This is a genomic window from Pseudomonas sp. NPDC089741, assembly GCF_044748825.1.
Classification (GTDB): domain Bacteria; phylum Pseudomonadota; class Gammaproteobacteria; order Pseudomonadales; family Pseudomonadaceae; genus Aquipseudomonas; species Aquipseudomonas helmanticensis.
Window position 1 is genome coordinate 186,938 of the sequence record NZ_JBIVGT010000002.1, and the last position, 13,835, is coordinate 200,772.

Consider the following 13,835-nt stretch of genomic DNA (forward strand, 5'->3'; position numbering starts at 1 on the left):
GCAGGATAGCTCAGGGGTTCAAAAAGCAAAAAAGATCGCAGCGTGCCGCAGCTCCTACAGTTGTTCGTTCGCCTGTAGGAGCTGCGGCACGCTGCGATCTTTTGATCTGCGCTGTTTTACTTGGCAGAAAACTTCAACACCACGCTGTGGCTGTAAGTCTGCCCCGGATCCAGGCGCGTACTCGGGAAGTTCGGCTGATTCGGCGAGTCCGGATAGTGCTGGGTCTCGAGGGTAAACGCGCCCCAGTGCGGATAGACCTTGCCGCCCTTGCCCTTGACCGTGCCGTCGAGGAAGTTGCTGGTATAGAACTGCACGCCCGGTTCTGTGGTGAACAACTGCAGATGGCGTCCCGACTGCGGATCACTGACCTCAGTAGCCACTTTGCTGAGATCACCCTTGGTGTCCAGCGCCCAGTTGAAGTCGAAGCCACCCTGTTTCGGCTCGGCAAATTTCAGTTGTGGATGATCAGCCTTGATGTGCGTACCAATCGCCGTCGGTTTGCTGAAATCCATTGGCGTGCCGGCCACTGGCGCCAGTTCGCCGGTCGGGATCAACTTGGCGGTGACGGGGGTGTAATGGCTGGCGTGCAGGGTGGCGACCTGTTTGAGGATATCGCCATTGCCGGCGCCGGCGAGGTTGAAGTAGCTGTGGTTGGTCAGGTTGAGCACCGTCGGTTTGTCGGTGCTGGCCTTGTAATCGATGCGCAACTCGTTGTTGTCGGTGAGGCGATAGGTGACTTCGGTGGTGAGATTGCCGGGGAAGCCCATTTCACTGTCCACCGACAGATAAGTCAGGGTCACGCCGACCGAATCCTTGTCCTTGGTTTCTTCGGCTTTCCAGACCTTCTTGTCGAAGCCCAGGGTGCCGCCATGCAAGGCGTTGGATTTGTCATTCTGTGGCACTTGATAGCGCTTGCCGTCGAGTTCGAACGCGCCGTCGGCGAGGCGATTGCCGAAACGGCCAATGGTCGCGCCGAAATACGCGGTACCTTTCTGATAGCCCTGGACATCGTCGAAACCGAGGACGACGTCATCGAACTTGCCGTGCTTGTCGGCCACTTTCAGCGATTGCAGGGTTGCGCCGTAGGTAATGACGGTGGCCTGCATACCGTGGCTGTTGCGCAGGATGTATTGCTCGACGGGCGTGCCGTCATTGGTTTTGCCGAAGGCTTTGTGTTCGGCGGTCAGGCCGGCGGCGTTGGCGGAGAGGGTGGCGATCATCAGGGACAGTCCGAGGCCGGAGAGCAGGTGACGGGATTGAAGCATGGTTGACCTTCCTTTTTGTTGTTGTTTTCAAACTACCGCTGACCCCTGTGTAGGAGCTGCCGAAGGCTACGATCTTTTGATCTGGCATTAAAAATCAAAGTCAAAAGATCGCAGCCTTCGTCAGCTCCTACAGGGCAACTAGTCATGCTATTTACGTTTTCAGTGAAAATTTATAGTTGATTAATCGTTTATTTCAACAATAAAGACGGACTAATTGCTTTCAGAGAAAGCGCCGGAGGTCGGCTGGTGACGCGCACCACTGCACTTTTTCACGATCGGCGGCTCTATCCATGGCCAGGATGCGGTGACTCCCGCCGCACAGGAATGTGCCTGTTCGAGAATTCATGCCGAGAGCTTTTGCCCTGATCGCCGATTTTTTCCGTCGCCCGTGCCTGTTGCTCGCCTGCTTGTCGTCGCTGTTGTTCAGCGGTTGCAGCCATCAGGACGGCAACGGTTTCTTCAACCAGATTCGTGAAGGTCAACCGCAGGAATTCCTGCAGACCAGCGTCGATCGCATGGCCACTTTGGCGATGCGCGACAACCTCAGCAGCCTTTATCGGTTGATGGGCAAGCTCTACCTGCGCAATCCGGATGAGCTGCGCAAGTCGGGTTTCCTCAATATTCATGCCGCCGTGAAACAGGTGCGGCTGGCCATCGAGCAGCAACAGCCGTTGCCGGTGCTGGGCGGGCGCAAAGATCTCGCGGCGCTCAGTTACGCAATGAGCCCGGAGTTTCTCGGTGACCGCGTCGGCGCGTTCATCTATGCGATCGGCAGCATGCTGGTCACTGCCCACGGCAATCGCGTCGAGTTCTACATGACCGATGCGATCAACCCGACCTTCGTCCATAACGCGGCGCGCAACATCGAAAAAGCCACGTGGATTCTGTCGCAGCGGCAGAACAAGGAAGGTCAGCCGCTGCTGTTTTCCAATGAGATTTCGGAGGAGGGCAGCAACCTCAGTTTTGCCACCGAATTCGGCAAAATCGTCGCGCGCCTGGATCTGCTGACGCAAATGCTCGATGAGCGCTACCGGCGCATCGGCCTGAATTACGCGCAGAGCCTGCTATTCCTGAATTTCCTGCCCGTCCAGTAACCGCCACGATGGCTGTAAATACCTGCCCGTGCAGGAGCTGCCGAAGGCTGCGATCTTTTGATCTTTTTTACGATCAACGTCAAAAGATCGCAGCCTTCGGCAGCTCCTACAGGGTAGAGTGGCGGTCGGATTTTTTGTATACAATCCTTCGTCAACTTTGACTCAAAGGGAGCCGCACCCGTCATGACCGACCCCGCAAGCGCTGATTTCACTCGCGTTGATCGCACTGTTCGTGCGGACAAACTGCCTTACGCCGCGTTGCTGGCGTTCGCCATGACCGGGTTCATCGCCATCCTCACCGAAACCCTGCCAGCCGGGCTGCTGCCGCAAATCGGCGCCGGGCTCAACGTCAGCGAAGTGCTTGCCGGGCAACTGGTCACCCTGTATGCGCTGGGTTCGATTGTCGCGGCGATTCCGCTGACCGTGGCCACGCGCGGCTGGCCACGGCGACGGGTGCTGTTGATGACGGTCGGTGGTTTTCTGGTTTTCAACACCATCACCACGTTCTCCAGCCACTACGGCTTGACGCTGGCCTCGCGCTTTCTTGCCGGGATGGCGGCGGGGCTGTCGTGGGGGATCATGGCCGGCTATGCGCGCGGGATCGTGCCGGTGCATCAACAGGGGCGAGCGCTGGCGATTGCCATGCTCGGCACGCCGGTGGCGTTGTCGCTGGGGACGCCGGCGGGAACCTGGCTGGGTAATCTGATCGGCTGGCGTGCGTCGTTCGGGATCATGTCGGCGCTGGCACTGGTGCTGGCCGCGTGGATCGTCATCGCCGTGCCGGATCGTCCGGGGCAGGCCAGTGACGAACGTCTGCCCTTGCTCGAATCCTTGCGCCTGCCGGGCGTGCGGCCGGTGCTGTTCGTGGTGCTGACGTGGATGCTCGGGCACAACATTCTCTACACCTACATCGCGCCATTTCTGATGCAGGCCGGACTGGCCGAGCGCGTTGACCTGGTGCTGCTGGTGTTCGGCCTGTGTTCGCTGGTGGGGATCTGGATCATTGGCATGCTGGTGGATCGCTGGTTGCGCTGGCTGACGCTGATCAGCCTCGCGGTGTTTGCGCTGACGGCACTGGTATTGGCGCTCGCCGCCCCGTCGGCCGGGATCATCTACGCCTGCATGGCCGTGTGGGGCTTATCGTTTGGCGGCTCGGCAACCCTGTTGCTGACCTCGGCAGCAGACTCGGCAGGTGATCACGTCGACGTGGTACAGGCGATGCTCACCACTTCCTGGAACGTTGCGATTGCCGGCGGCGGATTGTTTGGTGGCGTATTGCTGGATCGGGCGGGAGCGATGTCGTTTCCGTGGGCGCTGCTGATTCTCTCACTCATCGCGCTGGCCACGGTGTGGCTCAACAAAACCCACAGCTTCAAACCGGGCCGCAGACTGCATTGACCTCGCCCACCTGTAGGAGCTGCCGCAGGCTGCGATCTTTTGATCCGGATTTTAAAAAACAAGATCAAAAGATCGCAGCCTGCGGCAGCTCCTACAGGGGTGGGATGGGTATTCGGGTATAACGATAGACCGCATCGATATATGTGGTTATAAGAAAAATCGCTATGCTGCGGGCCAGATTTTTCCTGTCGTTTTTCTGGACGGTTTAATGGAATTGGCAAATTTCGGCCTGGTGATTGCCGGGCTGGTGGTGGGTTTTATTGTCGGCATGACCGGTGTCGGCGGTGGTTCGTTGATGACGCCGATCCTGTTGTGGTTCGGCATCAACCCGGCAACGGCGGTCGGCACTGACCTGTTGTACGCCGCCATTACCAAATCCAGTGGCGTCCTCGTTCACCGCAAGAACAAGAACATCGATTGGGCCATCACCGGCTGGCTGACCCTCGGCAGCGTGCCGGCGGTGGCGCTGACCTTGTGGTTCCTCAGCTCTCTGCACACCGCGCCGGACGCGATGAACGCCATCATCAAACAGGCATTGGGTTTTGTCCTGTTCGCCACGGCGCTGGCGATTTTTTTCAAGAAACGCCTGCTCGACTTCGCCCACAAACGCGCCGGCGGCAACTACAACCCGAGTGGTTCGCGGCTGAACGTGATGACCGTGATCACCGGTCTGATTCTGGGCACCATGGTCGCGTTGACCTCGATCGGTGCCGGCGCACTGGGCACGGTCGCGTTGTTCATCCTCTATCCGCTGTTGCCGACCCGTCGCCTGGTCGGCACCGAAATCGCCCACGCCGTGCCGCTGACCCTGGTCGCCGGCCTCGGCCACGCGAGCATGGGCAACATGGACTGGGGCGTGCTGGGCTTTTTGCTGGTGGGTTCGTTGCCAGGCATCTGGCTTGGCAGTCACCTGACCGGACGCATCTCCGATGAAGTCCTGCGCCCGTGCCTGGCGACGATGCTGGTGCTGATCGGCTACAAACTGGCGTTCTGATCCGGCCTTGCCAAATCCGGTCTCATGTAGGAGCTGCCGAAGGCTGCGATCTCTTGATGTTGTTTTTGAAGATCAAAAGATCGCAGCCTTCGGCAGCTCCTACGGGTGTTCTTACTGGCGGGTGGTGTATTTCATCACTGTCACCGGCAAATCATCGTAGACGAGTTCTTCAACCACTTCCCAGCCTAGTCGCGCATACAGCGACTGCGACGTGTCGGTGTACAGATACAACTCGCGTACACCCAGCGCCGTCGCTTCTGCAACCACTCGATTGACCAGTTGCGATGCGATCCCGCGTCCGCGCTCTTCAGCCTTCACGTAAACCCCGGCCAGCCATGGCGTCAGGTTCGGCCGCAGCTTCAGATCGTTTTCGATCAGCAATGCACCGCCCAGCAGTCGTGAGCCTTCAAGCGCCACGACCACACTCGGCACCGCGCCTTTGCCACACGATGCGCGCATATGTTCGATGCGGTGCTCGACGGTTTGCCCTGGGCGAAATTCGCCCCACTCCTTGAAGTTGAGGGTGGCCAGTTCTTCAATCAATTCGGGGTGATCGCACAGGTAATCGATGTGCATGCGGGTGAACTCCATTTCGTTGGCAGTACCGCCACCCTAATGCGGTCATAAAAGGTAATCAAATCCGGGTTGCGATCACGCCGATGATGTTGCGCAATGTCGTGCCTGTCCTAAGCTTCTGACCAGGCGACAGATATTTGCCGGGTTGCCCCGGAACAATCGCCACGATGCGCAATCATTAGAGCGTGGATATCAAAAGGAGATGCGCATGCTCATCAGGTCATTGACCCTGACACTCTTGCTGGCGATTGCCGGCCCCTTGTTCGCCGCTGACAACGATTCGCCCATCGCCGGGGATATGGGCCGTGCCCGACCGCTGATCGTGATCGCCCAAAGCACGGTCGACCCCGTTTGGGTCAGCCTGAAAAAGTCGCTGGAAGACCCAGCGAATAAAAAAGGCGTCGCCGACCGCAACATCAAGGTCTACACCATCCTCAACATGTCCGGCCAACTCGACGGCAAGGACATGGGCCAGCAAGACACCATGGCGCTGCTGCGCTCGCTGAAGCTGGGTGCCGGGGCCTATCCGAAAGTGTTCCTGGTGGGCAAGGACGGCGAGACCAAACTCACGGCCTCGGGGGATGAGGCGAAGTCGGTTGATCTGAAGAAAATCTTCGACACCGTTGACGCATTGCCGGCAACCGAGAAGGACATCGCACCGCCGTCCGTGGCGACTACACCTGCAGCTACAGAGCCGGCAGCGAAAGGCGCGAAAGGTGTTAAACCGAGCAAACCGGCAAAACCGGCCAAGCCACCGGAAATGCCGGATGACTGATCGCGCTGTCACTGAATAAAACGCGTCCCCTGTAGGAGTGAGCCTGCTCGCGATAGCGGTGTATCAGTCGGTGCATAAGCTGATGGGTGCACCGCTTTCGCGAGCAGGCTCGCTCCCACATGTTTTGCGTTATCCAAAGCCGCTCGCCACATAAGTCCCGAAGCCACCGCTAGATTAAACGTAGAAACGAAAAGATCGCAGCCTGCGGCAGCTCCTACATAACCGAGTGAAACCCGGTCCTGTAGGAGCTGCCGCAGGCTGCGATCTTTTCAGTCAGCGATAGCGCTGAAAATTGTATGGGCGATTTTTACTCGCTCAGGAATCGGAAAATTCTTGTTGGCCATGATCACGATGCCAATGTCCTTGTTCGGCACAAACGCCACGTAAGTGCCGAAACCACCGGTAGAGCCGGTCTTGTTGATCAACACGTTCTGCGGTTGCGGCTGCGGTGGATTCAGCCACTGCACCTTGTGCGCCTCCATGGCCATTTCCGTCGAGTTGCCGGCCAGCAAGCGGTCGAGGCTGATCGGGTAGCGATACATTTCCCAACCCAGGCCTTGGGTCATGTCGCCAACGGTGTAATAGCCGGTGTGGGTGTTGGCGATGGTTTTTTGCAGAGCCGTTTCAAGCGTGCCCGGTTTCAGGTTGGCCTGAACATAGCGCAGCATGTCCACCGCGCTGGTTTTCACGCCGTAGGCTTGCGAGTCGAGCGCGCCCGGTGTGACGCGCACCGGTTTGCCGTTCTTGTCATAGCCCTGCGCATACAGATTCATTTGTGCGGCGGGCACGCTGAGGTAGGTGTGGGCAAGGCCCAGTTTCGGCAGCAGGGTTTGCGTCATCGCCTGATCGAACGGCTGGCCGAGGCTTTTCGCCGCCAGATAACCGAACAAGCCAAGGCTTGGATTGGAATATTGGCGATGGCTGCCCGCCGGATAAAGCGGTTTCCATTGTTGGAAATAGCCGAGCATCTTGTCGGACGAATCCGCGTAGTCGGGGAATTGCAGCGGCAAACCACCGGCGCTGTAGGTGCCCAATTGCAACACACTGATGTTGTCGAAGGCGCTGCCTTTCAATTCAGGCCAGAGCTGGCTGGCTTTGGTCGACAGGTCCAGTTTGCCTGTGGCCTGCGCGTAACCGGCGAGGGTGGCGGTGAAGGTTTTGCTCACCGAGCCAATTTCAAACAGGGTGTTTTCGCTGATCTTCTGGCCGGTGTCTTTTGCCGCGACGCCGTAGTTAAAGTAATGCGCCTGGCCGTTGATGGTCAGCGCCACGGTCAGGCCAGGAATGCCCTGTTGTTGCATCACTGGCGCGACGGCGTCGTTGACCAGTGTTTGCAATTGCGCGTCGGTGGGCGCGGCGGCCATGCACGAGGTCGCGCCGAAAAGCAGGCCGAAAGTGGCGCACGAAATGACTTTGCTTGAATAGATGGGTGACATGAATGAACCACTCTCCATGAGTGTTGATGGTGTTATCCCGCTACACTGCGGGCGATTTCTTCGTTGGGCAACTGATCAGCGCCGCCAATTTAGTCAGCGGGTCGCTAATCGACAAACGACGAAAACTCGCACGAGCCATTAGAAAAATTTGGGATTGGGCATGATTCGACCGCAATTGCCGCTGAACGCACTGCGCGCCTTCGAAGCTTCGGCGCGCCATTTGAGCTTCACTCGCGCGGCCGTGGAGCTGTGCGTGACGCAGGCAGCGGTCAGCCATCAGGTCAAAAGCCTTGAGGCGCAACTCAACGTCACGCTGTTCAAACGCCTGCCCCGCGGGCTGATGCTGACCAGCGAAGGTGAAACCCTGCTGCCGGTGTTGAGCACTTCGTTCGATCACATCGCACAGATTCTCGAACGTCTTGCCGGTGGCCTATATCGCGAGATGTTGACTGTCGGTGCAGTGGGTACGTTCGCCGTGGGCTGGTTGCTGCCGAGGCTGGCGGACTTTCGGGCGAAACATCCGCTCATAGATTTGCGGCTGTCGACCAACAACAATCGCGTCGATGTGGCCGCTGAAGGCCTCGATTACGCAATTCGTTTCGGCGCCGGGGCGTGGCATGGCATCGAAGCCACACGCTTGCTTGATGCGCCGCTGTCGGTGTTGTGCGTGCCGGAAATCGCCCGGCAATTGCATGCGCCGGGGGATTTGTTGCAGCAGACCTTGCTGCGCTCCTATCGCACTGATGAGTGGCCGGAGTGGTTTCATGCGGCCGGGCTGGCAACCCAAGCGGCGCCACCGCAGAGCATCGTCTTCGACTCGTCGCTGGCGATGATGGAAGCGGCCTTGCAGGGCAGTGGGGTGGCTTTGGCGCCACCGCTGATGTTCGCCCGGCAACTGGCGGCGGATGCGATTCGTCAGCCGTTTGCGATCGAGATCACCACCGGCAGTTACTGGCTGACGCGGTTGCAATCGCGGCCGGAGACGGCGGCGATGAGTGCGTTCAAACACTGGCTGCTGCACATGACGCAAACCCCGTAGGAGCTGCCGAAGGCTGCGATCTTTTGATCTTCAAAACAAAATCAAAAGATCGCAGCCTTCGGCAGTTCCTACAGTTATCAGTGATACATCAGCGGACCAGGCATGGCCGTTTGTTATCGAATTTCCACCCTGGGATCAGAAACTGCATCGCCACGCTGTCATCCCGCGCGCCGAGGCCCATGCCTTTATACAGTTCGTGGGCCTTGGCCACCTGATCCATATCCAACTCGACACCTAGCCCCGGTTTTTTCGGCACTTGCACGCAACCGTCGACAATTTGTAGCGGAGCCTTGGTCAGGCGCTGGCCGTCCTGCCAGATCCAGTGGGTGTCGATGGCAGTAATCTCGCCCGGCGCGGCGGCGGCGACGTGGGTGAACATTGCCAGCGAAATGTCGAAGTGGTTGTTGGAGTGCGAACCCCAGGTCAGCCCCCATTCATGGCACATCTGCGCCACGCGCACCGAACCCTGCATGGTCCAGAAATGCGGGTCGGCCAGCGGGATATCCACCGACTGCAACTGGATCGCATGACCCATTTCGCGCCAGTCAGTGGCGATCATGTTGGTGGCGGTTTTCAGTCCTGTCGCGCGGCGAAACTCGGCCATCACTTCGCGACCGGAGTAACCATTTTCCGCACCGCAAGGGTCTTCGGCATAGGCGAGAACACGATGCTGATCGCGGCACAAACGAATGGCTTCTTTCAGTGACCACGCGCCGTTCGGATCGAGGGTAATTCGTGCATCAGGAAAGCGTTCGGCGAGCGCCGTCACCGCTTCAATTTCGGCATCGCCGCTGAGCACGCCGCCCTTGAGTTTGAAGTCCTTGAAACCGTATTTCGCGTGCGCCGCTTCGGCGAGGCGTACCACGGCTTCGGCGGTCATGGCCTGCTCGTGACGCACACGGAACCAGTCATTGTCGGCGTCCGGTTCGCTGCGGTAGGCGAGGTCGGTTTCACGCTGATCGCCGACGTAGAACAGATAACCAAGCATCTTCACTTCATCGCGTTGCTGACCTTCGCCAAGCAGCGCCGCCACCGGTACATCAAGATGCTGACCGAGCAGATCGAGCAGGGCGGCTTCCAGGCCAGTCACTGCGTGAATGGTAATGCGCAGGTCGAAAGTCTGCAGGCCACGACCGCCGGCGTCACGCTCAGCGAAGGTCTGGCGCACCTGATTGAGGATTTTCTGATACGTGCCGATCGGGCTCCCGACCACCAGGCTGCGCGCGTCTTCCAGCGTCTGGCGGATGCGCTCGCCACCGGGCACTTCACCAACGCCGGTGTGGCCGGCGTTGTCCTTGAGAATGACAATGTTGCGGGTGAAAAATGGCCCGTGGGCGCCGCTCAGGTTGAGCAACATGCCATCGTGGCCGGCCACCGGGATGACTTGCATGTCGGTGATGATCGGGGCTTTGGCAGTGTCGTGTGCGGTCATGTTTTTATCCTTTTAATTCGCAATCTTTAACAATGGACATCAAGCGTGCTTTGGCGCGGCAGCGGCCACGGGTAATTCAGCAGCAGGTTTTGCTGTGGTGCGCGCGAAGAAGACAATGATCGCGGCGATGATCGAGGTCGCGGCCAGGCCATAGAGGCCGCCCTGAATCGAACCGGTGTGTTCTTCGAGCAGGCCAAACGTGGTCGGCGCGACAAAGCCACCGAGGTTGCCCACCGAGTTGATCAGGGCAATCACCGCCGCAGCGATCCGGGCATCCAGGTACGCCTGCGGAATTGGCCAGAACAGCGACGAAGCGGATTTGAAACCCAACGCGGCAAAACAGATGGCGACGAAGGCGAAGACCGATCCGCCGGTGGTCGACATGAACATCCCCGCCGCCGCAATCAACAGTGCGGTCGCGACCCAGGCCTGCTGGTGTTTCCACTTGGCTGAGAACGAGGCGAAGGCGTACATGCCGATGATCGACAGCAGCCACGGAATCGAGTTGTACAGGCCGACCTGGAAGTCGCTCATCTCGCCCATTTTCTTGATGATGCTCGGCAGCCAGAAGGTCGCCGCGTAGATGGTCAACTGGATGAAGAAGTAGATCAGGCAGAACAGAATGATCTGCCGGTCCTTGAGCAGTTTGCCCATCGACGGCCGGATCGGTGTCGCGGCTTCACGCGCCTTTTGTTCGTCATCGATGGCGTTGACCAGTGCGTCCTGTTCGGCACGGGTCAGCCATTTTGCGTCATGGGGTTTGGCGTCGAGCCAGAACCAGACGAACACGCACAGGCCTACCGAAAACATTCCCTCGATAAAGTACATCCACTGCCAGCCGTGCAGGCCCAGCCCGTTGATTTGCAGGAGCAGGCCGGACAGCGGACCCGAGATCAGCGATGCCACGGCCGAACCGCTGAGGAAGATCGCAATCGCTTTGCCGCGCTCGACGCCGGGCAACCAGCGCGTGAAGTAGTAGATCACCCCGGGAAAGAACCCGGCCTCGGCCACGCCGAGCAGAAAGCGCAACACGTAGAAGTGGGTTTCGTTCTGGATGAAGGCCATGCCGGCGGCGACCAGGCCCCAGGTGAACATGATCCGTGTCAGCCAGATTCGCGCGCCGACTTTTTGCAGGAGCATGTTGGAGGGGACTTCGAACAGCGCGTAACCGATGAAGAACAGACCGGCGCCGAAGCCGTAGGCGGCAGCACCAATACCGAGGTCGTGTTCCATGTGGGTGCGGACGAAACCGATGTTCACCCGGTCAATGTAATTGACGATGAACATGATCACGAAGAGCGGCAGGACGTGGCGTTTGACTTTCGAGATGGCCGAGGCGAGTGTCGAATCGACGCCCTCGTGCATCCCGGAGACGGAGGTTTTCACTTGGTTTTCTCCCACTGATTATTTTTATGCGGGGCAAGGCAGGTGCTGCGTTGTTGATAGACATCATACAACCTGAATTTTTTGTCCTACAAGTGGCGGGGGCCGAATAAATATTTATGAAAGCGCAGTTTTTTATGCTTTTGTGCGTAATAAGCCCGTGTTTGTTGATGGTTTGTTCAGAGGTTCGTGTGCCGGCGCACAGGCTTTCAGGGTTTTCTGCTACCGGATGATTGAATTGGTTGTTTTCGGTATTGAGTGTTGTCATACAAGTTGAATGGCAATTTAGCACTAAAATCAATCGGGCCCGGCGCCCGTGCGGTGCTACGATCCGCAGGCCACGATGACCGGAATCGACCATGCAAGAAGACCTCGACGCCCCCGCCCGCAAACGCGCGCACAACCTTGCCCATGACCTGGTAGAGAAGCTCACCCAGAGCATTCTGCTCGGCCAGCTGTCGCCCGGCGACAAGCTGCCGTCGGAGAACGCCATCGTTCAGGAGCACGGGGTCAGCCGCACGGTGGTGCGCGAAGCGATCTCGAAATTGCAGGCGTCGGGGCTGGTCGAGACACGGCACGGCATCGGTACATTCGTGATCGAACGCGCAGCCGAGCAGGGCTTGCGTCTGAATGTCGACACGGCACTTGGCGTGCGCAGCATTCTCGAACTGCGCCTGGGGCTGGAAACCCAGGCGGCGGCATTGGCGGCGCAGCGTCGCAGCGAACAGCAACTGCTGCAGATGCGTCAGGCGCTGGACGACTATCAACGTCTGCTGGCCAACAACGACAGTTGCGTTGAAGCCGACAGGCGTTTTCATCTGCTGATCGCCGAGGCCACCGGCAACGTCTGCTTCGGCGAGATCATGCAGCATTTGGGCAGCGCGATGATTCCGCGTCACCGGCTCAACGCCGCCGAGCGTGGTGCGGCGGACCTGAGCAAGCTCGGGCAGTTGGCCAATCTGGAACACGAGGCGATTTTCAATGCGATCAAGCGTCAGGATGCCGACGCAGCGCGCGCGGCGATGTGGCTGCACCTGAGCAACAGCCGCGATCGCTTCAGTGCGCAGGGCTGATCGCCGCTGGTCTGTTCGACAGCACGCCGGACACCGGTGCGCTTCCAACCTGTACGGCCCGGGATTTCCGGACCTCCTTCGTGAGGTGTGTCATGGCGAATGATTTGCTGTTTCAGGGTGGTGTTCTTCCCACCGACCCAACCCGGCCAATGCCCGGTACTGATGAACCGACGCTGGCCGATCATGATTCACCGATGGGCATGCCTCCTGGGCGCGATCCGCTGAGCGACGCCGACCGGCCGGATGACTGGAAGGATCCGGGAGCGGACGAGGATGTGCCGCCGGCGGATGAGCCGACACCGTTGTCGGATGATCGGCGCTGAGAGGGTACTGACTCGGGTTTAATGTTGTTTGTTCTGGCCTCTTCGCGAGCAAGCCCGCTCCCACATTTGAAATGCATTCCAATGCGAGAGCGGGCTTGCTCGCGAAGACGGCATCAGCTTCAAATCAGATGTCCGATCAGGCCGCAGCCGTCCGAACAACCCCGATCCGCCGCTCCAGATTCAACGCCAACACACTGATCAGCACCACTGCCGACCCCGCCAGCACCATCAATGTCGGCCGCTCGCCCAACCCCACCGAAGCAATCCCCATTGCTGTCGGCGGTATCAGGTACAAGGTCATCGTCGCCCGGCTCAGATCCACATGCTTGAGCACAAATCCCCACGCCAGATACGCGAGCGCACTGGGAAACACCCCGAGCGCCAACACCGCCCACTGCACCCGCAGCGGCGCCTGCATGACCCTTTCGGCCAGCCCCGGCAGGTAAGTCAGTAGCAGTAACGTCCCCGACCACACCGCGTAACACGCCAGACTGAAACCGTCGTAACGCCGTGCATGATGCTTTTGCAGGGCGAAATAGATGCTCCACGAAACCGCCGCCAGCAGGATCAGCAGGGCATGCGCGTCAATATCGCCCAAGCCCTGGTCGCCGCTGACCACAATCACCACGCCGACAAACCCGAGCAACACACAACCCCAACGCCAGACGCTGACGTGATCCTTGAACACGAACCGCGCGAGCAGCGTGCTGAACAGCGGACTCGATTGCGCCAGCACACTCGAGGCACCGGCACTGACACTTTGCTGGCCGATGTTCAGCGCCACGTGATGCAGGCTGACGGCGAAGAAACCCAAGGCCAGCAGCAACGGCATATCGCGCAGTTGCGGCAGGCGAATGCCCTTGAATGCGGCCAGCACGGCCATCAACAGCGACGCCAGAAGAAAGCGCAACAGCGCCAGATGCCCGGGGTCGTAGGCCTGGAGGCCGAGGTGAATACCGGTCGGCGAATACGCCCAGCAGGCGACGACGAACGCCATCGCCAGGATGATTTTGAAAGAAGAAGTGGACGGCATGATCGCGCTACCAG

At 59.2% G+C, this 13,835-nt stretch carries 13 protein-coding genes; 7 read left to right on the top strand and 6 right to left on the bottom strand.

Features of this window, described 5'->3' with window-relative positions:
• Window positions 1–116: 116 nt before the first annotated feature.
• Window positions 117–1,265 carry an aldose epimerase family protein gene (locus ACIPZE_RS02955; RefSeq protein ID WP_400771246.1) on the bottom strand — a complete coding sequence of 383 codons (1,149 nt, stop codon included), beginning with the start codon at window positions 1,263–1,265 and terminating at the stop codon, window positions 117–119.
• A gap of 344 nt (window positions 1,266–1,609) precedes the next feature.
• Here ACIPZE_RS02955 and ACIPZE_RS02960 point away from each other — a divergent pair, with 344 nt between their 5' ends.
• From ACIPZE_RS02960 to ACIPZE_RS02970, 3 genes are all read left to right on the top strand, one after another.
• Complete coding sequence (locus tag ACIPZE_RS02960) at window positions 1,610–2,359, top strand: hypothetical protein (RefSeq protein WP_129391889.1); 750 nt, start codon at window positions 1,610–1,612, stop codon at window positions 2,357–2,359.
• 183 nt (window positions 2,360–2,542) lie between these two features.
• Complete coding sequence (locus tag ACIPZE_RS02965) at window positions 2,543–3,757, top strand: MFS transporter (protein WP_400771249.1); 1,215 nt, start codon at window positions 2,543–2,545, stop codon at window positions 3,755–3,757.
• A gap of 208 nt (window positions 3,758–3,965) precedes the next feature.
• On the top strand, window positions 3,966–4,751 hold the full coding sequence (locus tag ACIPZE_RS02970) for a sulfite exporter TauE/SafE family protein (RefSeq protein ID WP_283436999.1): 786 nt from the start codon (window positions 3,966–3,968) through the stop codon (window positions 4,749–4,751).
• 111 nt (window positions 4,752–4,862) lie between these two features.
• On the opposite strand, the gene ACIPZE_RS02975 is transcribed toward ACIPZE_RS02970, so the two are convergent.
• A complete protein-coding gene (locus ACIPZE_RS02975; RefSeq protein ID WP_283436998.1) occupies window positions 4,863–5,327 on the bottom strand; it encodes a GNAT family N-acetyltransferase in 465 nt (154 codons plus the stop codon).
• A gap of 208 nt (window positions 5,328–5,535) precedes the next feature.
• On the opposite strand from ACIPZE_RS02975, the gene ACIPZE_RS02980 reads away from it, so the two are divergent.
• Window positions 5,536–6,102, top strand: a complete 567-nt coding sequence (locus tag ACIPZE_RS02980) for a DUF4174 domain-containing protein (RefSeq protein ID WP_400771254.1) — start codon at window positions 5,536–5,538, stop codon at window positions 6,100–6,102.
• A 269-nt stretch (window positions 6,103–6,371) separates the two neighbouring features.
• On the opposite strand, the gene ampC is transcribed toward ACIPZE_RS02980, so the two are convergent.
• Entirely contained in the window at window positions 6,372–7,538 is a 1,167-nt protein-coding gene (ampC, locus tag ACIPZE_RS02985; RefSeq protein ID WP_400771257.1) for a class C beta-lactamase, read from the bottom strand.
• A 160-nt stretch (window positions 7,539–7,698) separates the two neighbouring features.
• Here ampC and ACIPZE_RS02990 point away from each other — a divergent pair, with 160 nt between their 5' ends.
• Window positions 7,699–8,577 carry a LysR family transcriptional regulator gene (locus tag ACIPZE_RS02990; RefSeq protein ID WP_400771260.1) on the top strand — a complete coding sequence of 293 codons (879 nt, stop codon included), beginning with the start codon at window positions 7,699–7,701 and terminating at the stop codon, window positions 8,575–8,577.
• Between the two features lie 88 nt (window positions 8,578–8,665).
• Here the strand turns inward: ACIPZE_RS02990 and gudD are convergent, their stop codons facing one another.
• Window positions 8,666–10,009, bottom strand: a complete 1,344-nt coding sequence (gudD, locus tag ACIPZE_RS02995) for a glucarate dehydratase (protein WP_400771263.1) — start codon at window positions 10,007–10,009, stop codon at window positions 8,666–8,668.
• 39 nt (window positions 10,010–10,048) lie between these two features.
• Window positions 10,049–11,395, bottom strand: a complete 1,347-nt coding sequence (locus tag ACIPZE_RS03000) for an MFS transporter (RefSeq protein WP_400771266.1) — start codon at window positions 11,393–11,395, stop codon at window positions 10,049–10,051.
• Between the two features lie 356 nt (window positions 11,396–11,751).
• Between ACIPZE_RS03000 and ACIPZE_RS03005 the strand changes: the two genes are divergently transcribed.
• The gene (locus tag ACIPZE_RS03005) at window positions 11,752–12,465 is read left to right on the top strand and encodes a FadR/GntR family transcriptional regulator (RefSeq protein ID WP_400771269.1); all 714 of its coding nucleotides are present in this window, start codon (window positions 11,752–11,754) and stop codon (window positions 12,463–12,465) included.
• A 92-nt stretch (window positions 12,466–12,557) separates the two neighbouring features.
• Window positions 12,558–12,788, top strand: coding sequence for a hypothetical protein (locus ACIPZE_RS03010; protein ID WP_283436992.1), 231 nt, complete (start codon window positions 12,558–12,560; stop codon window positions 12,786–12,788).
• Window positions 12,789–12,924: 136 nt separating this feature from the next.
• Here ACIPZE_RS03010 and ACIPZE_RS03015 read toward each other — a convergent pair whose 3' ends face one another.
• Entirely contained in the window at window positions 12,925–13,821 is an 897-nt protein-coding gene (locus ACIPZE_RS03015) for a DMT family transporter (protein WP_400771272.1), read from the bottom strand.
• Window positions 13,822–13,835: the final 14 nt, after the last annotated feature.